The organism is Rossellomorea sp. NPDC077527, assembly GCF_044542955.1.
In the GTDB taxonomy this organism is placed as follows: domain Bacteria; phylum Bacillota; class Bacilli; order Bacillales; family Bacillaceae_B; genus Rossellomorea; species Rossellomorea aquimaris_E.
Map to the genome: position 1 here is coordinate 416,395 of NZ_JBITVL010000004.1, position 23,977 is coordinate 440,371.

General features: G+C 42.3%; 24 protein-coding genes and 1 riboswitch. Of the genes, 3 read left to right on the forward strand and 21 right to left on the reverse strand.

Annotated features, from left to right (window positions below; all coding sequences use genetic code 11):
• Positions 1–10: 10 nt before the first annotated feature.
• From ACIGG7_RS16570 to ACIGG7_RS16580, 3 genes are all read right to left on the reverse strand, one after another.
• Positions 11–1,507, reverse strand: a complete 1,497-nt coding sequence (locus ACIGG7_RS16570; protein ID WP_397550313.1) for an FAD-dependent oxidoreductase — start codon at positions 1,505–1,507, stop codon at positions 11–13.
• A 74-nt stretch (positions 1,508–1,581) separates the two neighbouring features.
• Complete coding sequence (gene panF / locus ACIGG7_RS16575; protein ID WP_224940539.1) at positions 1,582–3,024, reverse strand: sodium/pantothenate symporter; 1,443 nt, start codon at positions 3,022–3,024, stop codon at positions 1,582–1,584.
• A complete protein-coding gene (locus ACIGG7_RS16580) occupies positions 3,017–3,292 on the reverse strand; it encodes a YhdT family protein (RefSeq protein ID WP_397550314.1) in 276 nt (91 codons plus the stop codon). Before ACIGG7_RS16580 ends, panF begins: the two co-directional genes overlap by 8 nt.
• A gap of 336 nt (positions 3,293–3,628) precedes the next feature.
• On the opposite strand from ACIGG7_RS16580, the gene ACIGG7_RS16585 reads away from it, so the two are divergent.
• Positions 3,629–5,179, forward strand: a complete 1,551-nt coding sequence (locus ACIGG7_RS16585) for a hypothetical protein (protein ID WP_397550315.1) — start codon at positions 3,629–3,631, stop codon at positions 5,177–5,179.
• Positions 5,180–5,223: 44 nt separating this feature from the next.
• Here the strand turns inward: ACIGG7_RS16585 and ACIGG7_RS16590 are convergent, their stop codons facing one another.
• A complete protein-coding gene (locus ACIGG7_RS16590; RefSeq protein WP_397550316.1) occupies positions 5,224–5,889 on the reverse strand; it encodes a phosphatase PAP2 family protein in 666 nt (221 codons plus the stop codon).
• 30 nt (positions 5,890–5,919) lie between these two features.
• Positions 5,920–6,750: a non-homologous end joining protein Ku gene (gene ku, locus ACIGG7_RS16595; RefSeq protein ID WP_224941312.1), complete on the reverse strand. Its 831-nt coding sequence runs from the start codon at positions 6,748–6,750 to the stop codon at positions 5,920–5,922.
• 137 nt (positions 6,751–6,887) lie between these two features.
• Between ku and ACIGG7_RS16600 the strand changes: the two genes are divergently transcribed.
• On the forward strand, positions 6,888–8,729 hold the full coding sequence (locus ACIGG7_RS16600; RefSeq protein ID WP_397550317.1) for a DNA ligase D: 1,842 nt from the start codon (positions 6,888–6,890) through the stop codon (positions 8,727–8,729).
• A 47-nt stretch (positions 8,730–8,776) separates the two neighbouring features.
• Here ACIGG7_RS16600 and dapF read toward each other — a convergent pair whose 3' ends face one another.
• Positions 8,777–9,772 carry a diaminopimelate epimerase gene (gene dapF, locus ACIGG7_RS16605; RefSeq protein WP_397550318.1) on the reverse strand — a complete coding sequence of 332 codons (996 nt, stop codon included), beginning with the start codon at positions 9,770–9,772 and terminating at the stop codon, positions 8,777–8,779.
• A 184-nt stretch (positions 9,773–9,956) separates the two neighbouring features.
• Here dapF and ACIGG7_RS16610 point away from each other — a divergent pair, with 184 nt between their 5' ends.
• Positions 9,957–10,253 carry a hypothetical protein gene (locus tag ACIGG7_RS16610; RefSeq protein WP_397550319.1) on the forward strand — a complete coding sequence of 99 codons (297 nt, stop codon included), beginning with the start codon at positions 9,957–9,959 and terminating at the stop codon, positions 10,251–10,253.
• Position 10,254: 1 nt separating this feature from the next.
• On the opposite strand, the gene ACIGG7_RS16615 is transcribed toward ACIGG7_RS16610, so the two are convergent.
• The 15 genes from ACIGG7_RS16615 to ACIGG7_RS16685 form a co-directional block, all read right to left on the reverse strand.
• Entirely contained in the window at positions 10,255–11,502 is a 1,248-nt protein-coding gene (locus ACIGG7_RS16615; protein WP_397550320.1) for an EAL and HDOD domain-containing protein, read from the reverse strand.
• Positions 11,503–11,759: 257 nt separating this feature from the next.
• Positions 11,760–13,049, reverse strand: coding sequence for an NCS2 family permease (locus ACIGG7_RS16620; RefSeq protein ID WP_397550321.1), 1,290 nt, complete (start codon positions 13,047–13,049; stop codon positions 11,760–11,762).
• Between the two features lie 465 nt (positions 13,050–13,514).
• Entirely contained in the window at positions 13,515–13,985 is a 471-nt protein-coding gene (gene ribH / locus ACIGG7_RS16625; protein WP_224940531.1) for a 6,7-dimethyl-8-ribityllumazine synthase, read from the reverse strand.
• A gap of 22 nt (positions 13,986–14,007) precedes the next feature.
• Entirely contained in the window at positions 14,008–15,201 is a 1,194-nt protein-coding gene (locus tag ACIGG7_RS16630) for a bifunctional 3,4-dihydroxy-2-butanone-4-phosphate synthase/GTP cyclohydrolase II (protein ID WP_397550322.1), read from the reverse strand.
• 16 nt (positions 15,202–15,217) lie between these two features.
• Positions 15,218–15,874, reverse strand: coding sequence for a riboflavin synthase (gene ribE, locus ACIGG7_RS16635; protein WP_224940529.1), 657 nt, complete (start codon positions 15,872–15,874; stop codon positions 15,218–15,220).
• 18 nt (positions 15,875–15,892) lie between these two features.
• The gene (gene ribD / locus ACIGG7_RS16640; RefSeq protein WP_397550371.1) at positions 15,893–16,966 is read right to left on the reverse strand and encodes a bifunctional diaminohydroxyphosphoribosylaminopyrimidine deaminase/5-amino-6-(5-phosphoribosylamino)uracil reductase RibD; all 1,074 of its coding nucleotides are present in this window, start codon (positions 16,964–16,966) and stop codon (positions 15,893–15,895) included.
• Positions 16,967–17,159: 193 nt separating this feature from the next.
• A riboswitch (FMN riboswitch) is annotated at positions 17,160–17,303 on the reverse strand.
• A gap of 163 nt (positions 17,304–17,466) precedes the next feature.
• On the reverse strand, positions 17,467–17,787 hold the full coding sequence (locus ACIGG7_RS16645) for a four-helix bundle copper-binding protein (protein WP_397550323.1): 321 nt from the start codon (positions 17,785–17,787) through the stop codon (positions 17,467–17,469).
• 56 nt (positions 17,788–17,843) lie between these two features.
• Positions 17,844–18,539, reverse strand: coding sequence for a hypothetical protein (locus ACIGG7_RS16650; protein ID WP_224940526.1), 696 nt, complete (start codon positions 18,537–18,539; stop codon positions 17,844–17,846).
• Positions 18,540–18,677: 138 nt separating this feature from the next.
• A complete protein-coding gene (locus tag ACIGG7_RS16655) occupies positions 18,678–19,550 on the reverse strand; it encodes a patatin-like phospholipase family protein (RefSeq protein WP_224941310.1) in 873 nt (290 codons plus the stop codon).
• 6 nt (positions 19,551–19,556) lie between these two features.
• Positions 19,557–19,955, reverse strand: a complete 399-nt coding sequence (locus tag ACIGG7_RS16660) for an NUDIX domain-containing protein (protein ID WP_397550324.1) — start codon at positions 19,953–19,955, stop codon at positions 19,557–19,559.
• The gene (locus ACIGG7_RS16665) at positions 19,952–20,830 is read right to left on the reverse strand and encodes a GNAT family N-acetyltransferase (RefSeq protein WP_397550325.1); all 879 of its coding nucleotides are present in this window, start codon (positions 20,828–20,830) and stop codon (positions 19,952–19,954) included. Before ACIGG7_RS16665 ends, ACIGG7_RS16660 begins: the two co-directional genes overlap by 4 nt.
• A gap of 106 nt (positions 20,831–20,936) precedes the next feature.
• Positions 20,937–21,713: an ABC transporter permease gene (locus ACIGG7_RS16670; RefSeq protein WP_397550326.1), complete on the reverse strand. Its 777-nt coding sequence runs from the start codon at positions 21,711–21,713 to the stop codon at positions 20,937–20,939.
• A complete protein-coding gene (locus ACIGG7_RS16675) occupies positions 21,710–22,612 on the reverse strand; it encodes an ABC transporter ATP-binding protein (protein ID WP_397550327.1) in 903 nt (300 codons plus the stop codon). The genes ACIGG7_RS16670 and ACIGG7_RS16675 overlap by 4 nt, the downstream gene beginning before the upstream one ends.
• Complete coding sequence (locus ACIGG7_RS16680) at positions 22,609–22,824, reverse strand: PLDc N-terminal domain-containing protein (protein ID WP_397550328.1); 216 nt, start codon at positions 22,822–22,824, stop codon at positions 22,609–22,611. Before ACIGG7_RS16680 ends, ACIGG7_RS16675 begins: the two co-directional genes overlap by 4 nt.
• Before the next feature lie 113 nt (positions 22,825–22,937).
• Positions 22,938–23,933, reverse strand: a complete 996-nt coding sequence (locus ACIGG7_RS16685) for a helix-turn-helix transcriptional regulator (protein ID WP_224940520.1) — start codon at positions 23,931–23,933, stop codon at positions 22,938–22,940.
• Positions 23,934–23,977: the final 44 nt, after the last annotated feature.

A 23,977-nucleotide genomic window follows, 5' to 3' on the forward strand; every position in this document is an offset into this window, starting at 1 on the left:
GATTCCTGCTTTACAAGGAAAGCTTTTTTCCGGTGATGGAATGAAAGACATGGTAACCACTCACAGATACACCGATGGTCCCCGCACCTGGAAAAACAGAGTCACCACATACCCAGATATTCCTCAAAGGTGTTCTGTGCGAAAGACTGTTAAACATGGCATGCTCTTTGGTTTGAGGGAATCCTCCAACAATCCCCCCGGGCCGACCCGTAAATCGCTCCCATGCCTTAGGTGCACCCGGAAAGATTTCGACAATCCCCTCTCTAATAGAGGGTATGGCTGACTCAATGGCAGTCAGCATTTTCTGTAGAAGTAGACTCTTGTAAGAATCATATTTCTCTTTCGTATTCCAATTGTCTAATTTGGTATGTGTGGATACGGTCAAGGTCCGGAATCCTTCAGGTGCACGCTGACGATCTTCTGGATGTGATAAAGAGAGAAAAAGGTGGTCCCCTTCCGTCATATTTCCCCTGGAACTCGTACATAACTGGGAAAACAAAGGGAGTGATTGCGGGATCACTTCTTCCTTTAATAAAATGTAAAGTGACATTGTCCCCCAGACAGCCTTACTATCTTTTCCTTGTAAATAGCGTTTAATTTTCGGTACATATTTGGAAGGAAACAGAGGTTCAAGAGTTTGAACCGGTAGGTTGCATATGACATGGTTTGCTCTATATTCATTGCCCCTGTGATCAAACACCATCCACTGATGATTTTGGTCATCCCGATCAATACCGACTACCTTCCTCCCCAAAGACGCTTTGACGCCCTCAGATTCTGCTGCATCGAGAAGACTATAAGCTATATGGAATAATCCACCTTCGAGGTAAAAAGCTCCTTCATGGTAGATATCGAGGGCAAGACATCCTAATAACAACGAACATTGATCGCTCACCACCTGCATACTGTCAATCAACTGTCCATCAATAAAGTGTTTAAAGGATAGATGAGTATGAAGACTGTATTTTTTCAGCAGATGAAGCATGTTTTTGTTAAGCGATGGAATGAGGGTCATTGATTCGGGACGCAGACTTAAGATGAGTTCCTTCCATTCTTTCACCGTTTGAGGGGGGAGAATCGGCATTGCTCCCATTAAATGACGGATTTCCTTTGCCACCTTGTATACTTCTTTAAAGTAATAGTCAATTTGATTGGCTATTTCCGGGAAAGCTTTCTTTAGTTCATTCACATGGGTTTCCCTATCCCGATGAAATGTCAAGCTAACATGAGGAAGGTGAACGTCCATCACCTGCTCGAGCGGCAGATGAGGTGGGGGGATGATACCCAAGTATGAGAAGATACGCTGATGAATCCCGCCTGTTTCAAACCCCATGCCAAGAGTCGCCCCAACAGGATATACAACGTTTCCCCGTTGGAACTTCCCTGAACATCCACCCCATTCCCGTGATGCTTCTAGAATCTGTACACGGAATCCTTCACTACCGAGAAGGGCTGCTGCAGTCAGCCCCCCGATACCTCCTCCGACTACAATAACAGAATGATCCATTTTCCCTCACCCAATCCGTCATTAGTTTCTATCCAATGTACTCTTTTTCACCTAAAAAGACAAAAATGGATGGGTTAGTTAAACCCATCCATCTCGTGTTTAGATTGTGTGGCCAGCGAAACCAATACATACATGAAAAAAGAGATGATAATCGGAAAGATGACCGTATGCATATCCAAATAGTTTGGAGCAAAGCTATGAAATAATATATACGCCAAAAGTCCCGAAATCATGGAAGCGAACGCACCGGCACCATTCCCCTTTTTCCAGTAAAGCCCCAATACGATTGGCCAGATAAAGACCGATTCAAGGCCACCGAAAGAAAATAAATTAAGCCAGATGATCAAATCAGGCGGACTTAATGCAAGTAGAAAAACAAGTATCCCCGTTACACTTGTCACCCAGAAACTAATCGTCTTAATTTGTTTTTCTTTAGCATCTTTGTTGATGAAATTCATATAGACATCTTTTACAATTGCGGATGAAACAATCAACAGCAAAGAATCGACCGTTGACATGATGGCAGCCATAGGCGCTGCCAGTACTATACCCGCAAGCCAGGGTGGGAGAACCTCCAATGCAAGGAGCGGCATGACTTTATCTGCCACTTCGATTCCCGGAACGACAGCTCTTGCAAGTACACCAATAAGATGCATGCCAAGCATAATAGAACCAACGACAATCGTGCCGATGATCAATGCCCTGTGCAGGGACCGGGAATTTTTATAACTCATCGCCCTCACAGCTACTTGAGGTAGTCCAACGACACCTACTCCCACAAGAATCCAGAAAGAAGAAATATACCTGGCACTCAGTTCCCCATTCGGCCCGTGAGGACTTAATAAATTAGGGTTTTCAGCCTGGAGATCCATCATGATCTTTTCCATCCCCCCACCTGCCATGATCGTGGCTACTAGGAGAATAAGTGTCCCTCCAAGCATGACCACACCCTGAATGGCGTCTGTGACGGCAACCGCGCGGAATCCTCCTATAATGACATACACGAGAACCGATACAGCAAAGAGGAACAGAGCCGCTTCATAACTCAATCCCGTCAATGATTCAATGAGTCTAGCACCGCCTACCCACTGGGCAATCATAGCCGAAAATAAAAATAGGATGATACTGATGGCAGATAAGATAGTAATCTTGTTGCTTCTGTACCGACCTTGTAAATAATCGATTAATGTCACAGCTTTATACTTTCGTGACATGATAGCAAACTTTTTCCCCAGAATCAGAAGGACAAAATACCCAGTCACAACCTGACTCATGGCCAGAAGCACCCATGATAACCCATATGTATAGGCAGCTCCCGGTCCGCCGATGAAACTGCTGGCACTTCCGTATGTAGCGATCATTGTCATCGCCAGGATAAACCCTCCGAGCTGACGGCTCCCGAGGAAATATTCCTGTACAAACGAATTTGATTTGCTAACATTTCTGGCTGTATAAATCCCCACTATAAAAATCAATAGTAAAAATGCAAATAAGGGAATCAATGCCATACTATTCATGGTCACCCTCCTCATCGTCAAAAGGAATATCAGTCAGAAGGAGTTTAACGACAGCAATCACTAATATGACCATTAGGAGAAAGCCAACAATGCAACTATAGAAGAACCATGCAGGCATCCCAAGGATCCAATCGTAATCTGTAACAGACTGACCTCCGAGCCCGAATGCAAACCCATACCACCATAAAAAATTTATAAGAACGAGGGCAATCCCAATCAATGCTTCGTGGTTGGCCACCCGAAACCGTTTATCGCTTTTATCGTTCACTTTCCTTTATCCCTCCTTTATTGAAACATCCTTTAACAATTTACGACAGGATGAAAGGAAATGCAAGAAAAAGTCAGGCCTGAAGCAGATGCTTCAGGCCTGACTTTTCATTTAATAAAAGGGGGGGTTTTCATGAATCACTCTCTTATATGAAAGAGGGGGAACTCTTTTGTTTAGTGAGAATGATTTTCAATATCATTGTAATATCTCCAAAATAAAAAGTCAATACAGAAGATTATTTAGATGAAGGAAAATATTGGTGATTAATGAATAGAATTGTGGTAAAATTCTAAATTGTACTCACGTAAAAAAGAGATAAATTGAGGGGGAATCATAGTGAGAGCAAAACTTAAAGCTTTTGGAATACCCATCGTGTTAGTCCTTTTGTGTATTGGGGCACTTTTCTTCCATCAGCTGCTAAATGTCAAACAACAGCCGGACCCGGAGTGGAGCCGGTCCATTCCTCTGGGATACCAATCTGAAGAACGTCCACTTTCCTTTTATGGGGAAGAAGGGCTCTTTCTTGCAAGCAAAGGAGAAGTGGTTCAGTATTCATTAGATGAATCGTTGAATCCAACGAAAGAAAACACACTCAATACCAGTGTTACACGAGGAAAACCCTTCTGGTCAGATGGGAAGAATGTTGTACAAATAAAGGATGATCAACTCATTCTTTCAGGGGATGATCAAGAAAAAACAATCGACGATAACGTAACAGGGATCAGTACATCTGCTCAGGCTATATATTATTGGAAGAATGAGGTTCTCTACTCTTTCAATCCAGATGACCTAACCACTAAAGAGGTATTCAGATTCAAAGGTGAAGTCCAGGATGCATACATAGGAACGAACGGAAGTGCCGTACTTCAAATCAGGCAGGATGATGCACATTCAATCCTTTATTTCATGGATGAAGGTCTGCAATTGTTAAAGCGCCCATTCGCTATCGTCAATTCTGCAACGAGCCACCATATTACCGGCCTGTCTTTTTCAAAGGCTAACAATCAATTAAACGTTTTGTATAATGAAGAGATGCGGGCTCAAGGAACCTTATCCTATAAAATTTTCAAATTAGAAACCCCGATTGATGATATTGGAAAGGATATACTCAAACCTAAAAAGCTAAAATTCACTAATCAACAATCAGGCTATCCATTGGAAAGTCCTCGATCCGTGCAGTTCGCTTCCATTGACGGAAAGCCTTCCATTCTCTTTACATCGGAGAGCCATCGAGTAGGGGATCAGAATGCTATCAGCCTGTATGTGGCTCCATACAATGAATCCACTACGTTTGCAGCCTCACCGATCAGCACAACCAAGCACTTTACCTACTCACCTGTACAGATCACGGAAGAAAGTATTGCATGGCTCGATTATGGCGGTGATTATTATGAATTATTCGGAGCATCAAAGAACAAAGAAGCCATTATCAAGAGTACGGAATGGTCGAAACGAAGCGTAAAAGAAGCGGTTAATAATGCTGTCCTCATGCTGTTCAGCAGTTTAATCACCATTTTGGTATCGTTTTATTGGGTCCTTCCTTCCCTGTTTGTCCTGATCCTCCTTTATATGTTCAAACCGAATATATTTGAAAAGGAGGAAATTAACTGGGTAGAATATGCTTCCATCATTCTGTTTATCCTCATGCCATTGACGTTCATCGGTAAAGCGATGGGAGATTATTTCTACTTTTCCGCACCAGACTACCTCACGTTTACAGGAAGTGAGTATGTCCTACTGCTGGTCATAAGCGCCCTTACTGCGCTTCTTTGGAAAGTTGGACGAGATCCAGATTGGGGAACATTCGGAGGCGTATTTTACTTCATGGGAATTTACATTCTCCTTTACGTCTCATCCATTGGACCTTACATCTTTAATTTGTTTTAATTTTAAAACACGCTCAGGAGTTTCCTGAGCGTGTTTTCTTACCATTACTCTTCTTCCTTCCAATGCTTACGCTTATAAAAATACATATAGATCGTGATGCAAAGTGTCAGCCATGCTCCGCCTGCAGTAAAGCCCCCTAGTATGTCACTTGGGTAATGGACACCCAAATACACCCTGCTCAGTCCTATTAGTAAGACCAGGGTGGCAACCACCATCACACTAGCCCATTTATACCGCTTACGATCCAATGCACGAAAAAGAATGAATGCCAGGGAACCGTAGAAAATGAATGAACTCATGGAATGACCGCTCGGAAAACTATATCCCCCCTGTTGGATCAACGCCTCGATATCAGGGCGCTCCCGTTTAAATATCCATTTTAACAGTCCATTGAAACCAGCCCCCGTGACGATGGTGATCGATACGAATAGAGCTAGGGGATACTTTTTCATAAATAAAAGGATGAGCACGACACATACAGTGAAAACGGTAATTCCCTTTATTCCTCCCAAAAAAGTGATGGAGGTCATGATTTCCGTTAATTTGGGTGAAATCGTTCCCCTGACAATGTCGAATACTCCATTATCGAACCGAGCAATTTCATTTTCTTTCCATTCTTCAACAATCGATACGAATCCCCAAGTAAATACCATCAAACACACGAATGATACAGCGACAAAGACGCCTTGTTTGATATGTTTCTCCTTCAAGACTTCTTCCTCTCCCTTACCTCACGGCTTCTATTGAGCTTTTTTCTTTGAAGTCGTTTTCTTTTTGGTTGTTTTCTTCGCCTTTTTAGGCTTGGACGATTCAATGGATGCTTGGAGTGCCGCCATTAAATCTGTTACGTTTTCTTTAGGCTGCTTTTCTTTGGATGTGACCATTTTTTCCCCTGTTTGTTTTGACTCTATCAGTTGACTTAATCGTTCTCGGTATTGATCTTTATAATTTTCCGGCTGAAATTCTGTCGTCAATTGATCGATGAGCATGGTAGCGGTCTTTAATTCTTTCTCTGTTATATCATCCTGTTCGGGCACATTCGGGACATCCCCTGTTCCCCTTACCTCATCAGGATAATGGATGGTTTCCATAACGAGTGTTTGCTCATATACACGTACGATGGAAAGCTGTTCCTTCGACCTCATCGTGATTTTGGCAATCCCTACTTTCCCTGATTCCTGAAGGGCTTTCCTCAAGAGGGAATAGGCCTTCTTCCCACCTTCATTCGGAGAAACAAAATAACTTCTATCAAAGAAAATCGGATCGATTTCCTCCATCTTGATAAAGTCCACGATTTCCACTGCCTTATCTCCACTTGCTTCCTTCAACTCTTTCAGTTCCTCATCTTCAAGCACAACAAATTTACCTTTTGTCACTTCATAACCCTTCACAATATCGGCTTGATCCAATTCTATTTCACACGCAGGGCATACTTTTTCATACTTAATTGGAGTATGGCACTCCTTATGAAGTGACCGCAGCTTGATATCTCGATCTTCTGTAGCAGCATGAAGTTTTATGGGGATGTTCACCAGTCCAAAACTGATGGAACCTTTCCAAATGGTATGCATATCTTTCATTACCCTCCTTTTCACAAACTAATCCCTTATTCATATCATTTAGTTCCCCGACTTTCTTCATCCCCTTAAACATATGGAAATATTTCTGCCCTTTAACGGACACACTACAACTAAAAATCAAGGTGAAGATGATGAAACCGATGCTCCCTACATTGCGCCACGAACTTCCTACAGGTAAAGATTGGCATTACGAAGTGAAATATGATGGATTCCGCGGAATTCTCTGCATTCAATCACAAGATCAAATTAGCATGCAAAGTCGGAATGGGAAGGAACTCCTTGTTCATTTCCCCGAAATCAAAGAGCAAATCCACACATTATTGAAGGAAATTGATTTTTCCCTTCCACTAATATTCGATGGAGAAATCGTATTATTACGATCTCCGTTCAGTACCGAGTTCCAGGAATTGCAGGTAAGGGGCAGGATGCGGAATGAACAAAGAATCCTTGATGCTGCAGCCAAGCGACCAGCAGCATATTTAGCATTCGATATCCTTCAGTCCGGGAATAGCTTGTATATGCATGAACCTTATCGTTCGAGAAAAGGTAAATTGAAAGAAGTGTTCACCCAGCTAGGAATGCCTCTTGAACCAAACCCCGCTCACCCATCCTCTTTGCAAATGGTTCCTGATTACAAGGACTTCGGGAAGGTGTGGGAGCTTGTTGAAAAGGAAGAAGGGGAAGGTGCGGTCGCAAAGAAGACAGGAAGCAAATGGGAAGAGGGTCAACGAAGTACCAATTGGTTGAAAAAGAAGAATTGGAAGTACTGTAAGTGTTTCATCACTGCTTTGGATGAATCGAATGATTATTTTCACATAGGTGTATTTCATCATGATCAGGTACTACCGATCGGGCTATTCCACTTTGGACTTTCTGCAGATGAGAAGAAAACGGTAATAAGTGCGATCAAACAAAATCACACAGAAAAAAAGCGCTCTCTTTACTATATAGATCCAGCTATTGTCGTAGAGATTTCATATTTACACTGGCAAGACGGGCAGCTCAGGGAACCTCACTTTAAGCAATTCCTATTTTCCTCAGAGCCTGAAGACTGCACATTCCATCAATTCAAAATGGATGAGGCTTCACTACCCAGAGAAGTAGATATAACTCACCCAGAAAAGGAGTTGTTCCAGGATGTACACATAACGAAATTGGATTATATTCGGTACCTCCGAAAGTTATCAGTGGTGATATTACCATTCTTAAAGGATCGGCCTTTAACCTGTATTCGATACCCACATGGTATCTTCGGTGAGTCCTTTTTCCAAAAGAATGCTCCGGACTACTCCCCTGATTTCGTTGAAACACATAGGGAAAATAACATCCATTACACCCTCTGCAATAACCTGGCAACATTGATTTGGCTTGGAAATCAGCTGGCTCTGGAATTTCATGTACCCTTCCAGAAAGCCAAAGAAGAATTTGTTAATGAAGTAGTCTTTGATTTGGATCCTCCGTCTAGAGCCCATTTTTCACTTGCCGTTAAAGCAGCGAGGATCATGAAAGAATTATTCGATGGGTTGAGCCTTCAAAGTTTTGTTAAAACGTCCGGCAACAAGGGATTACAAGTATATATTCCGATTTCCGACGGATACTCATGGGAGGACACAGCCCTGTTTACTGAATTCATTGCAACCTACCTTGTATCCAATTTTCCTGAAGATTTTACGATTGAACGCTTAAAGAAGAATAGGAATGGAAGACTTTATGTCGATTATATTCAACACGGGGAAGGGAAGACCATCATCGCCCCCTATTCATTGAGGGGGAATGCTGAGGCATTGGTGGCGACTCCTTTATGGTGGCATGAAGTGGACGATGATCTTCACCCGGAATTATTCACTATAGATGTTGTGTTGAGAAGATTCCAACAATTTGGATGCCCCTTTATTGAATATGACAGTGTAAAAGAACAACAGCCATTCGGCAAAGTGATCGAGTTTTTAAAAAAGCAGTCCAAAAAATAAGAAAGAGAGTGCCTGTAATAAAGGGCACCCTCACTTCTATCATGGCATCACGCACTCAAGAACACTTTACTTTCAACGATTGATTTAGCATGATTCTCTAAGAGCTCATATGCTCCTTCTTCAGTGAATTCCTGTCTGGACATCTCATGAAAATCCTCAGGATGTGAAATAGACAATTCAATTTGAGATTGATAAAGATACGTAGCATTCCCAATCAATTCCATATTATACTTCCCTTCGGCCAATTCGTTTACGATGACACGGACCTTCCCTCCGTTGTTATACACATCGATTTCCTTGCCGAACTCATTCTCTCCAAGTAGGCAGGTAACAAGACTTGAAGCCGACATCGCTGTACCGCATGCATTTGTGAAGCCAACACCTCTTTCAAACGTACGGACATAAATGGATCCTTGTTCTAATGGATATACAAAACTCACATTGACTCCATCAGGAAATAAATTATTTGGGCCATTCACCGTTTCCGCAATGGTCTTTTGCTCATTCGAGAGAATATGCTCTGTGCTTACGACACTGATCAAATGAGGGTTTGGTACTGCGAGGGCTGAAAAAGTCAAACGATCCGAAATCTCAGGAATGCTTTCATTCAACAATGTTTCCCGCTCCAAGTTCATTGGTAAAGTATCCAAACCAAAAAGGACAGGGGAGATTTCAACATTATACGTCGGGATGTTTTCAAAAATGGCATCCTGAGTTGACACACGGAGATTTGCTTTCATTGTTTGAATGATGATGGACTCTTTGTCCAGCAGCTCACATACATAACGCCCTACACATCTCAGCCCGTTTCCGCACATCGATGCTTCAGAACCATCTGCATTAAAAACCCTCATTCTCGCATCACAATCATCGCTGGCCAGTACAAACAGAATGCCATCGGCCCCAAGAGCAGACTGACGATCACATAATGCAAGGGCTAGATTTTGTCTTGCTTCATCTGAGAAATCATATCCATTGGTCATTTCATCAATAAGTAAAAAGTCATTTCCAGAACCATGACATTTAATTAGATTCAAGTTCATCGTGAATCCCTCCACGGTAATTTACTAGTAAACTATTCATAATAGTCTTAGCTTGCCACAAACAGGCTCTTTTCGCAATCATCTTCCTTGTAATTTAACAAAAGAAATAATCCGGCTGGATGGCGAAAGCATTTAACAGTTGAATTATCCCCCTCTTTTCGAGACAATGAATGTGGTGATGTTTATGAAAGAAGAATACCATTTTCGTTTTCAAGTCCGGAATGTAGAAGAATCCTCTGATGAATACCAATCAAGGGTTGTGACCACTTTTGCCCGCATCTATAATGACAAAAAAGACCTTGTGCATGAAGGTCTTTTTCGGGTACGTTTTAACTGCATCGGAATCTACCCATTCCCTGCCGATGTAGCCAGGCAAATTTCATCAAAGAATCTGCAACGGCTTCTCCTGGTGGAGTTGAAGCGATATATCAAGCCCCAGAGGAAATATTTGACTCCGGGTGAATACAAACCTGTATGGTAAGCTATTTCAACTCCGATACTTCTTGAGTCAGGAGCTCCTCCGTCCATTTACAGGAATGATGATAGCTTTCCATCACTTCCCTCTTATTAAACTTCAAATTTTTCATTATTATTTCTGTCATGGCCCAGTCCGCTTTCTCGACGGAGACGACGAGTTCGAGTATCTGCTTTAAATCGTTCCTTGAACCTGTTAATGCATTACAAATATCGTCATTCAATGGCAAGTCCTTCAGGATACGATCAATCGGCATGGATAAAATGGTTTCCATCAATGAAAACATTCCCGTCAGGAAATAACTTGATTTCATTGATGAGCGTTCATGTTTATCTGCCAGGAGTTCGCACATTTTCGCTCTCGTCAAACATAATGTAACCACTTCATTTTCCAGTTGCCTTCTCTTACCGACTTGTTCCCTCACAGCCAGCACATAAATCCACCGCTTGATTTCAAGAAGTCCTAAAAGAACGATCGCCTGTCGTATGGAATGAATCTTATGTTTCGGTCGGTATGCGGGGGAATTGATCAATTTCAACAGTTTATAGGATAAGGAAAGATCCTGCTCAATCAACTGACTGATCTTATCAATGCTGGGTTCCGTCATTTCGAGACTTTGGATAATCGAGTAATAGGAGTGAAAATACGTCGGTACATCATGAGTGGCAATGATCTTCGGTTTACTGAAGAAATAGCCCTGAAAGAAATGATACCCTTTCTCCATCGCTTCTTCATAATGGCTCATGGTTTCCACTTTTTCAGCAAGAAGCCTGTACCCCAATACATTAGAGAGAACTTCAATACTACCGCGTTCAGCTTCGGTTGTATTCAAGAAATCAACCTTTACGTAATCCGCCAATTTCATTAATTCCCTATCATATGGATTCGATTCATTGAATATGAAATCGTCTAATGCAATCTTATATCCCAAGGCTTTTAACTCATGACAAACCTGTACTACCTCGGAATTCGGGGTGACACTTTCGAGGATCTCCACGACGATCTCCCTTGGATTAAAGTATGTCGGGACTCTCAGCTTAAGGAGATTTTCTGTAAAATTAATAAAGCATGGCTTCCCAGCTGATAGGCTTTCAAGCCCGATATTCAAATAACTGTTAATGATGACGTCTGCAGTCGCCTGATCTCCGTCAATATTAGGAAATATATTAATCTCATTATTTCTGTAGAGAAGTTCATACGCCACCGTTTCTTGATGACGGTCAAAAATAGGCTGCCTGGCTACAAATACTTCCATCAAAACCACCTCTGCTTTACTCCTGAACGATCTATAAATAAATAGTAAAAAAGATACATATATCCCTTTTATAGTAACAATAAACACGTAGAAAGTCCAAGTAATTTGACAGTTGTTGTAAAGAATACGAGATGCCCATAGCATCTTGCCTGATTTCCATTGGTTACAGTGATTTTCGAAAAAATTCACAAATAAAATGCCCATCACCATGATTTTCATCATGATGATGGGCAACTCTACTTATAATTTTCATCGCTTTAATGAATCGAATGAACAAAGAAATTCATAAGAAACAGTGCAGCAATAATATATAGAGGAACGGATACTTCACGAGCCTTCCCGGTAGCCAGCTTCAACACTGGATATAGAATAAAGCCGATGGCAATTCCGTCTGCGATGCTGTACGTAAACGGAATCATCGCAATGATAAAAATGGCAGGGAATGCCTCAGTCAGATCACGAAGATCCATATGTCGAATATTCTGGATCATCAAGCCGCCGATGATAATCAGGATCGGGGCGACGGCATGGTCCGGAATCCATTTCAAATAAGGGATGAACAACACCGATCCCAAAAATAAGACTCCTGTCGTCAAGCTCGTCAACCCAGTACGCCCACCTGCCGTCATCGCTGCAGCACTTTCCACCGTTGAGACTGTTGGACTCGTCCCGAAGAATCCGGACGTAAAAGCTGAAAATGCGTTGGCTTGAAACGCTTTGGAATATTTATGCGGTTGATCGATCATATCCGTATGTCCGTGAACGAGACCGATGTTTTCAAATACCAGAACCATCGTTACTGAAAAAACCGCAATCCAAAATGGGATTTCCATAATGGCACTGAACGATATTTGACCAAAAACCTGACTGTATTCACTTAAATGAAATGAGCCTGATTGAATGGAAGGCTCGATCCCAAATATGAATCCAAGCAGTGTCCCAAAGGCGATACTCCATAAAAATTGCCCTTTTACATTGCGTATGAAAAGAAAAATCGTCACCAGGAATGTCAACACCGTGGCCAACACCTTTAGTTCCCCAAAATCACCGATCGTGATAATGGCACTGTCCCCTCTTTGAATGAGACCGCCTTTTTCTAGACCTATGAACATCAAAAACATCCCTAACCCTACGGTAATGGCTTCTTTTAATGTTTTGGGAATGGCTTCCGATAATACTTTTGAAAGCTTTGTAAATGCAATAATTATGAAGAGTATCCCTGAAATCACTACGACAGCTAAAGCTTCCTGCCACGAAAGACCTGATGATTTTACAAGTGTGAACGTAAACATTGCATTAATCCCCATACCTGGAACCAGTAGGATGGGTGCATTTGCCCAAAAGGCCATCACCAAACATCCGACGAAGGAGGCAAGAATGGTTGCCATGACCGCTCCTTCAAATGGAATTCCAGCTTCAGAAAGAATTAAAGCATTCACAGCGATAATGTAGACAATCGTAAAATAACCGATCGCACCTGCCATCATCTCCTGTTTCATCGTGGTACCGTGATCCTTTAACTGAAAAATACTTCCACGTGCTTTCATATTATAATCTTCCTATAAAACTGCCCTCTCCCTACCCGCTCCTCCCCAAATAGGGGGAGCCACAAAATACTATTTTAGCAAAAGGTCTGACGTTTGCCAATATGTATTTTTGTGGAGGATTTTGGTTGCTTTTTTTTTGAATCGATGGTGGATGTTGGTGTGTGTTGATGATTGCCGCTTTACGGGGAAATCGATTGTGAATGATGGATTAGTTGCTGATCTCTAACGCAAAACCAGCTGAAATGAAAAAGAATCAAGCGGCTTTCATTGATAATCCAGCCGTTATCGTGAATAATCGGAGCTATTTAACCAGTAATCTTGCCGTTTTTGGAAAAATACGCCGTTTTACAAATAATCCCACAAACTCTTCCATGACACGAGCATTTCTCTTCCAAAGCTCCATTAACATGTCCGTCCCTCTCAAAAAAAAAAGCCTCCCACAGAGGAGGCTCCTTCAATCCTATCTTATTTGTCTATTTCACGAATCAGGTTCGCCATTTCAATAGCTGATACTGCAGCTTCCCATCCCTTGTTTCCTGCTTTCGTGCCTGCTCTTTCGATGGCCTGTTCGATGGTGTCTGTAGTGAGTACACCGAATATGACTGGAACTTCTTCCTGAAGGCTTAGATTCGCCACTCCTTTTGCCACTTCTCCGCTTACGTATTCAAAATGAGCAGTCGCTCCGCGAATGACTGTCCCAAGTGTAATAACTGCATCGTACTTTCCTGATCGCGCAAGCTTTTTGGCGATCATAGGAATTTCGAATGCACCCGGTACCCAAGTGACGGAAACATTATCTTCGTCAACTCCGTGGCGCTTTAACGCATCTTCCGCCCCACCTAGAAGCTTTGATGTAATAAACTCATTAAAACGGGACACGACAATGGCCACTCTTAATCCTGAACCTACTAAATTACCTTCATAAATTGTCTTCATTGTTTATTCCTCCTGTTTATTATTAAAATTTAAGTAAATGCCCAAGCTTCGCATGCTTTGTTTTTAAATACTTTTCGTTTTCGAATTTAGCCGGAAGTTGAATCGGCACACGGTCTACTATTTCTAATCCGTATCCGTTGATGCCGGCAATTTTCCGTGGATTATTGGTCAGTAACCGAATCTTTTGTATACCTAGATCTCTAAGGATCTGGGCTCCGATTCCATATTCCCTCAGATCAGCTCCAAACCCCAATTTATGATTGGCTTCAACTGTATCATAGCCCTGTTCTTGAAGTTTATAAGCTTTTAATTTGTTAATCAGACCAATGCCACGGCCTTCCTGTCTCATATAGAGAAGTACGCCTTTACCTTTTTCTTCAATTTGAGTCAGTGCTGTAGCAAGCTGCGGTCCACAGTCACAGCGATTGGAACCGAAAACGTCACCTGTCAAGCATTCGGAGTGAACACGGACGAGTACATCTTCATCCTCGGACCATTCCCCTTTTACAAGTGCGATATGTTCTTTCCCTGTAAGGTTTTCTGTGTAAGCAACTGCCTTGAAGTTTCCGAATTCCGTTGGAAGTTCAATTTCCACTTCTCTCGTCACGAGCTTTTCTTTTTTGCGTCTGTACCTGATCAAATCTTCAATCGAAATGATCTTTAGATCCCACTTCGATGCCAGTTTCACTAACTCAGGCACCCTTGCCATCGTGCCGTCTTCATTCATGATTTCACAAATGACGCCGGATGGCTTTGCTCCTGATAGAACAGCCAAATCGATGGCGGCTTCTGTATGTCCTGCCCGTTTTAGTACACCACCTTTTTTGGCGACGAGGGGAAATACGTGACCTGGACGTTTAAAGTCCTCGGGCATCGATTCAGGGTTCAGCAATTCCTGGATGGTTGCGGATCTCTCGAACGCACTGATCCCGGTTGTTGATGATTTATGATCCACTGATATCGTAAAAGCTGTACCATGAGGATCTGTATTTGAAAGTGTCATCGGCGCCAGCTTGAGTTTCTGTGCGATCTCCTCAGTGATCGGGGCGCAAATCAGTCCTCTTCCCTCTTTCGCCATAAAATTTATGACATCAGGAGTAGCCTTATCCGCAAGGGCAATGAAGTCACCTTCGTTTTCCCGATTTTCATCATCGACCACAATGATGACTTTCCCTGCCTTCAGGTCTTCTATCGCTTCTTCAATCTTATTAAACATGGGGCAACCCCTCCTATTAGTCAGCGAAACCATTTTGTGATAAAAAATCATAACTGATGCTGCTTGAATTACTCTTGGATTGTTCTTTTGCTTCATAGAAACGATGAAAATACTTGGCCATTACGTCACACTCAATATTGACAGAATCGCCCACTTTCTTTTCACCGAGGACTGTGTCTCCTCTCGTTTGAGGGATCAACGAAATCGTAATGGTATGATCGTTCACACCGAAAACGGTAAGGGACGTACCGTCAATTGCGACTGACCCTTTCATGATAAACAAATGACTCTGATGGTCCGGAATGGAAATGTCCATATACCATGCATTTTCGACGACTTCCACTCTCGTAATCGTTCCTACTCCGTCGACATGTCCGTTAACGAAATGCCCTCCGAAACGACCGTTTGCAGCCATCGCACGCTCGAGGTTCACTTTAGAACCACGGGATAAGTTTCGAAGCGTGGTGCCATCGAAGGTTTCAGGCATCACATCTACTTGAAATTGCCGTGTGCTGAATGAGGTGACGGTTAAACAGACACCATTTACACTGATGCTGTCACCAACCTTTACGTCTTCCAGTACACGCTCAGCTCTAATGGTCAATTCCATCGAAGAAGAAGATCGCTTCAACCGTTCAATGGAGCCGATTTCTTCAATAATTCCAGTAAACATCCTTTCCCCTCCTATCCATTAAGAATGCGTATTGGGAAGAGCAACAATCTTAATGTCCTTTCCTATACGTTCAAAGCTTTGAATCTCCATTTCCAGACCTTCTGCCATCGTAGGAAATCCTTCCCCTCCAAAACTCGTAAAGGCAGTGCTTCCACCTATAAGCTTTGGGGACATGTACATGATTAATTCCTGGAAGGCACTTTCCTTTAAAAAAGCAGAATGGATCGTTGAACCGCCTTCTACGTATAGGGAACCGATATTTCTGGCTCCCAGTTCGTTCAGAACGGAATGGATGTTAATTCTCTTCTCTGAAAGGGTGACGATTTCACACCCGGATTGTAAAAAGGGCTGCTTTTGTTCTTCACTGACGGAACTTCCTGTGAAGATTAGTGTTGCACTTTCGTCGTCTTTCACTACATGTGAGTGTAGTGGTGTTCGGAGATAAGTATCTAATATGATTCGAATGGGGTTTTTTCCACCTTGGGGCAAACGGGTGGTAAGGAGTGGGTTATCTTGAATAACGGTATTGACTCCTACTAGTATCGCGTCATGCCGGTGACGATCATAGTGGACATCAGTTCTTGATTCTTCGGAGGTGATCCATTTGCTGTCACCTGAAGCAGTAGCGGTTTTCCCGTCCAATGTTACGGCTGTTTTAAGTGTTACATACGGGGTACCGTGTTGAATAAAGTGGAAGAAATGTTTATTTAGTTCGCGGGCTTCCTCCTCACATTCTCCCACCAACACATCGATGCCTGCATCCCTCAACTGTTGGATTCCCCGCCCTGCCACGAGGGGATTAGGATCACGTGTTGCAATATGAACGCTCTTTACACCACTTGAAATGAGCAGTTGGGAACATGGAGGAGTTTTCCCATAATGGGAACATGGTTCAAGGGTGACATAAACGTCGCTTCCTTTTGCTTTGTCCCCTGCATTCCTCAACGCATTCACTTCCGCATGACCTTCTCCTGCTTTCAGGTGGGCTCCCATCCCGACAATTTCTCCATTGTTGACGACCACTGCCCCTACCATGGGGTTTGGTGACGTCTGGCCCTGGGTGGACGCTGCCATTGAAAGGGCAAGCTTCATATAATGAGAATGGTCCAATTGAATGACCTCCATTCTATGTGTGAATTAATATCCTAAAATAAATAAACCCCAAGTAACGTTTCTACTTGGGGGAAGTTGGCATGACTGAATAAAGCATCCACTCGATGAAATTAAAAGGAAAAATCATCCATGATAAATACATGGATTTACTCACTTCATCAATTGAATACTGCCGTTCCTTCTCCCATCCAGACTTTCACTGTCGGCTTTGGAATTTCACCAAATCCACCGTCTAATAACCATTAGCCGGGTCACGGACTGAGAGCAATTGCTCATCACCGCCGGTAGGGAATTTCACCCTGCCCCGAAGGAAACCTATTCGATTATCATTATTCTATCATAGTTTCAGTGATGAAATCATGTATGAAGATCAAATATTTTAATTTTGTAAAAAATCACCCTGACGGTACTAGGGTTTTTATTAGAATCCATACTAAATGGAGGAAGCCTCTACCTGAATATGAGGCATCCTCCGTTCTTTATGTTAATAACAATCTGCATTCCTCCGCACATGTAAAACACGCTTTGGCACAATCTTTACAATGCTGCTGGTCATGTGCATGGCATTCTGTTCCACACATCTCACAAATGTGCACACAAAGGGTGAGGATTTGATGAACAAACTTACTGCTTCGCTCCATGGCATTAATGGCATAGGAGCAGATTTCTGCACACTCCCTATCGAGTTCTATACACATCATCATCGGTTTTTCTTTCTTTAGGCATGCATGATAGCACACATTGCATGCTTCCTTGCACCGCTCTAAAGCCGATAAGCATGATTTGTAGTCAGCATTCACCTTACCACCTCCATAACTTCCCTTTTAGGATGCCCAAAATCCATCTTATGAATGAGTCAGGAAGTGAGAAAGTAGTCACTATCTACGTACCATAGAAATATCAAGAGCCAATCGAATTCCTCATTGTACGTTTCATAAAATGAAACGTAACTGTGATGGGAGTCGAACAACCGTTGAACACTTTGAGGAAGGTACCCCTTTTGTAGAGACAGGTAATTCTTCTCCTTATAATTTAAGATCCACCTCTTATTACCTTTGTAGATGAGGATGGTGTCTCCCTCCTCACTCTGCCATTCGATAGCGGTCGAACTCTGGTATTTCAAATGAAACATCATCATTGATTTGGGATGCTCCACTTTTAAGATCCTGCTCCATTTTGAGAAAGGTAGCGGCCGTTTATCCCTTCTGTGAAACAGGTATTGCTTAGGATTATTGATCATCGATGTGCGTTGAATGAAATAGTCGGACCATCCGTTGGTTTTCAAGTAATAAGACCCTTCTTTTGTATGGACGCCTACATATGCATGTTCTGAAACGGGCAGCTTTTCATAAAATAGTCGTTTTGCCTTTTTTAATTCCTTCTTCAGACTGTAGCTGAGGTAAAGATTAGAGAACGCAGGGATGAAGATCAGCAGAGGAAAATAATACAATTGTTGAATCACAATCAGCATCCCTACCCCAATTAGGAAATACATGACACTTCGGAAAAGGAACGTATATTGTTCATTTTTGTATATATGATAGAGGTTCATGAAATGCTCGTCCTTTCAAGGAATCTCTATCATATGTATGTACTAAATCCGGAAAAGAGACCATAATCAAGGAAAAGGCGAAGGAATAACGGGACACTCATACTGGATGAGTCGTTCCGTCAACCCTTCGCCTTCTCTTTACGTGGGAATAAGTTCACCTGACCGGTTCCAACCGACTATCTGTTTCAATTTTGATTCTGCATCATGATAGCCCTGCCAGTACAACTCGTCCAGCTTCTGTGGATTTTTTTCAATCCTGCTTACTTTAAGGGGGTGCTGAGGCTGGATGACTAATACTTCTCCCCTTTTTTCTTTTATTTCTATATCTTTTATTGTTTGATTATATCGCATATACCGGTTCATTAACGTTTTGTGCAATTCGGGATATTGAGGGTACTTCCTTCTGATCAAGAACGAAAATCTTGAAGGCTTTTTGTAATATCCTCTATTTCTGGTCAAAATAACGACATTCTTCTTGAACCCGTCTTCCTCTGCTTTTCCAATGGGGACAGGGTCGCTTATCCCTCCATCTAAGAGATGATGAGATGCGAATTCAACGACCGGAGCAACAAAGGGGAGGGAACTTGATGCGCGAATAATGGTAAGAAGCTCTTCTCCATATTCTTTTCTTGAAAAGTAGGTTGGTTTTCCTGTTTGGCAGTCCGTTGTACCGATTACGAATTCTGCTCCATTTGAGTGGAAGGCGTTGTAATCGAAGGGAACAAGTTTATTTGGAATCTCATCAAAGACATAGTCCATTCCAAATAATTCGCCCGTCTTCCAGTAATTCCTCCATGATAAATATTTAGGATCGCGGATGAAATCGACATTCACTTTTTTGTTGCGGCCATTTTGCTTTGATAAATAGGAGGCAGCATTACATGCTCCTGCAGAGACACCGATGACATAGGGGAATTCTATCCCATTTTCCAAGAAAAATTCCAACGCACCAGCCGTATAGATCCCCCTCATTCCACCGCCTTCAAGAACAAGTCCAGTTTCGTTTATCATCATTTCTTATTCACCCGCCTTTGGCTGTAATAAATACTGCTTTACTTCTTGAGGATAAAGGTTGATTCCAGAGAGTTCATCTAGGGATACCCAGCAGGGAAAATAACTTCCTCTTCCCCTTCCAGCATCGTATTCTTCCCCTTTTCCTGAACCGAATAAACCACTATATTCTCCCACAAAATAATACGAATGTGTATGATTATGCTTGAAGGACAACGCGTGTTTCAGCCCAGAAACGATGATTCCCAATTCTTCCTCAGCTTCCCGGATTGCCGTTTCGATTTCGGTTTCACCCATCCCCATACCTCCTCCGGGAATCACGTAATAAACTTCTTCATCCCTATTTCTTTTGATGACTGCCAAGTGGTCATCTTCGATCAGTATGATCCCTACACGATGTCTCATTTACCTTCCTCCATAGGAATCAACTTAGCGTTGCACGTCTTTTCATAGAATTCAATGGGGCCAGCTTCTATTAACATTGCATACATATATCCCTTTTCTTTCATGCTTTCTAACGCAGCATAAAGGAGACGCCTTCCCACTCCATCATGTCGGAAATCCGGCAGTACCCCCATCGGACCGAATACTCCCTTTTTGTCCATGAATACATCATAAGCAGCAAAACCAATGAGTCTCCCTTCTACCTCTGCCTTATAGATAGGAATGAGAGGATTATTGGATTGAAAGGCATTCCGTAGAGTATCAGACCAAACCTCTCCGAAATGACTTCCCGACCAGGATAGGAAGTGCTCTTTCTCATATGCTTGAACAGAACTTATTTTAACCTGGTCAGCTTTTCTCAAGGACCAATCTCGAGTCAATAGATGAACGGACAAATTCTTGGCTACGGTAACAGATTGGATAATGCTTTCCTGAGGGACAATCTGAAGCCCCTGCTCCAACTGGGGCTGTTCTGATAGAAGTGAGAAAAATGCCTTTATTATATGCCCTTCATTTAGATAAGTTTGGTTGTATCTCTTCATGATGTTAACCGAAACATTCCATATATTGAGAGTATTTAATGAAACGGGCATAGAATGTGAGTCAATCACAATGCCGGAGGATGGTTCAGGGGAGAGTGTTTTCAATAATCTTTCTAACTGCTCCGAATACGGTTCAAGAAGATCATGCATTTCCCTTAAAGTCCCTTCTTTTACGAGAGCAGCTCCCAAGAATAGGTCAATACTTTGGATGCACGTGTGTTGATTTCTTTCAGCAAGCTCGTGTGCTTGTTTGATTAATTTGTGAACCTTATGTGTTAAACAGGGGACAATCATTGGTCTTCCTCCTTCTTCTATCACCATTCGACATAAAACAATGAATTCCTTTTCCGATTATGCATGAGGTCCGTCCCTCTAAAAAATACGAGCTGACGGCATCGCGTCAGCTCAGTTCTTTTTTCTTAAAGAGGGTCGGGGTGATGAGTAGGATGATCAAGGATAATATCATGGTCAGGATGATGGTTTCTGTAAGAGCTTCATCCCATTGAGATTGCAGGATCAGTTCATGAATATAATTGACCAGCTGTCCAGGCGACCATTTTAACGTTTTGGTCATATACCCTGATAGGAAGGTAATCAACATGGTCGATCCGATTGTATAAAATGCCGTAAGACCCAGCGATTGTGATAAGCTGCTGAAAAAAATCACCAATGTCAAGATAAAAGTCAGCCATAATCCGTAAACGATAAACCCCTTGAAGAATAGACCGACGTTGATTCCATCAAATAATAGATGGATGTAATAGTAACCGGATAGCATCCCAAGGCTGTAGGAAAACCACACCAGAACAAGTGCGGCTGCCCACTTGGAATAAATATAGGATGTGTATGACACGGGTTTCACAAGAACCAATACCGCATTACCACTTTTTCTTTCTCCAGCCACCGTCCCCATGAACCCTAACACGATGACCAGAACACCAAATGTGCTGAATTGACTTATGATCGATAAGAATACTTCACCTGATGACGGTGTAGGGATGGATATGACTGTACCTTCTGGAAGATCCCCCACCGATTGTAAAATCTCCGGCATGTAATAGGCTGTTAACGGTTCCGTCAACCCGAATAAGATGAACACGGCCGGCATCCAGATCACCTTGTAATTACGTATCAGTTCCAATATTTCTTTCCTGAATAAAACCAAGCCGATTTTCATCTATTCATTACCTCCATGAAGACTTCTTCAAGACTTTGTTCACTGGTCTCAAATTTGGTCACTCCCCATCCATTTTCAGAGATCATGGAAAAGATCCTGGACCGGTCCCGTTCCAGATCCGTTACATCAAAGGAAATCTGATTTCCATCCGAAACGATGTTGTGCAGCCAGTCATTCACCTTTAGAAAATGAACAAACTTCTTGCTGTCTTCATTGAAATGCAATTTCATCTTCAGCCTGTGGTGTCTTGCCTTCACTTCCTCGATCGGGCCGTCTTCTATCAGTTCACCTTTATGCAAGAATAGCACTTCATCACATATTTGTTCAGCGTCGTTTAATATATGGGTTGAAAACAAGATCGTCGTTTCTTTTTTTAACGTTTTTAATAATTCCAATACTTCCCTTCTGCCGAAAGGATCCAATGCCGAAACAGGCTCATCAAGGATGAGGAGCTTAGGCTTATGAATAAGGGCTTGAGCAATACCGAGACGCTGCTTCATCCCACCTGAATAGTGACCTACCCTCCGATCCTTCCCTTCCTGTAAGCCTACCATTGAAATAAGTTCATCTGCTCGCTGCCGTGAGTCACCTTTTGACAATCCTGAAATTTCACCGGAGAATACCAGGAATTCGTTTCCCGTCATCCACTCAAAAAACGCTGGATATTGGGGAAGATACCCGATTATTTCACGTATATCGTCAGAAGATGAAGTTGTTCGAATGCTACCGCCTGTTGGTCTTAACAATCCAGCAAGCATATTTAAGGTCGTCGTTTTCCCTGCTCCATTTGGACCTAACAGAGCTGTACAAGCCCCTTCTTTCAACCCGAAGGAAATGTTTTTAACCGCATAATTATCCCTGTATCTCTTCTCGAGATAAGCCACTTCCAGGACGATCATCGTTTTTGCCCTCTTCCAAATACAAAATAGATGACCGGACCGATAATATTGATGAACAGGATGATTAATAACCAAAGCCATTTTGGTCCTTTGGTTGACTTGATGCGGATCAGATCCACCACTGCCACCACTATAAGAATGAATTGTATGATGATGACGGGAGCTAATAGTCCCCAATTGACAGATTGCAATGCTTGTTGTAATTCGCTCATGTTTCTCTTCCTCCTTTTGATTATCATTGATTAGACGCAGGAAGAAGAGAATCGTTCATTTATTTTATTGCTTTTTTAAAAAAACTGATCCCCAACCATTCGGGGACCAGTCCTTAATTTTTTCCATTGTATAAGGAATGGAGTTTATTCACTTCCGTTTTGACGGTCTGTACGAGTGAGGACGGAGATACCACTTTCGCCTGACTGCCAAACGAGAGGATCCAGTTTACGAGACCAATGCTTACCCGGGCTTTGGTTGATAATATAAAATGGCCCTCTCCTTCCCTTTGAATACGAACGTCCTTCCCAAATTTATCAATGATCACGTTGATGAGGGAGTTGTGAAACTTGATCCTGATCCACTCCTCGTCCCCTGCAAACATGTGAAAAGTGGACTGAACATACCTCGATACATCAAAGGCTTCATATGAAAAGGTTTCAGAGAGTGCTTCAACATTCCGGAGCCGATCCACCCGGTAGTGACGGATTTCCTCTGCTTCAAAATAATAAGCTATAAGGTAATAAAAATCATTTGCCCAAGCAAGTGCGTATGGTTTCACTTTATAAAGGCTGCCCTCGTGACTGAGGTTGAACTGTTTGTTCACATCGAAGCGACCGTATTGGAAGGTGATCATCCTGCGTTCTGCGATGGCCTCATGGATATCATGAATGGTGCGGCGAATATAGGGGCTTTCACTCTTAATGGAAGAGTCGATTTGGATTTCATTATGTAACATCTTACCTAACCGATGACTCGTCAACTGTTTGATTTTTCCCGTCAACTGAATCGTTTCCTTTTTAGAGATGAATTTGGCAGAGACGACTGCATCGATGAGCATTCTGAGTTCATATAACTCGAACAGCCGATACTGATGACTATAAAATTTGGGCAGTCCTTCCTTTTCTTGATTAATCGTAACATCGAACCCTTGCCGGATAAGGTGATCTAGGTCATCTTTTAACGAATTCTTGTTCAATTTCAGTTCAGATCCATACGTCTGCTTAAAGCGGAGAATGATATCATCCAAGCTTAACTCGTGAACTTCGTCCGTTTCTTCTCTTAAAATACTCATCAGCTTCAAAATTCTTTCTTTATTATCGATTCTCATCTTGGGAGTCGGTTCTCCTTTCAGCATTGATAGTTTTATAAAAT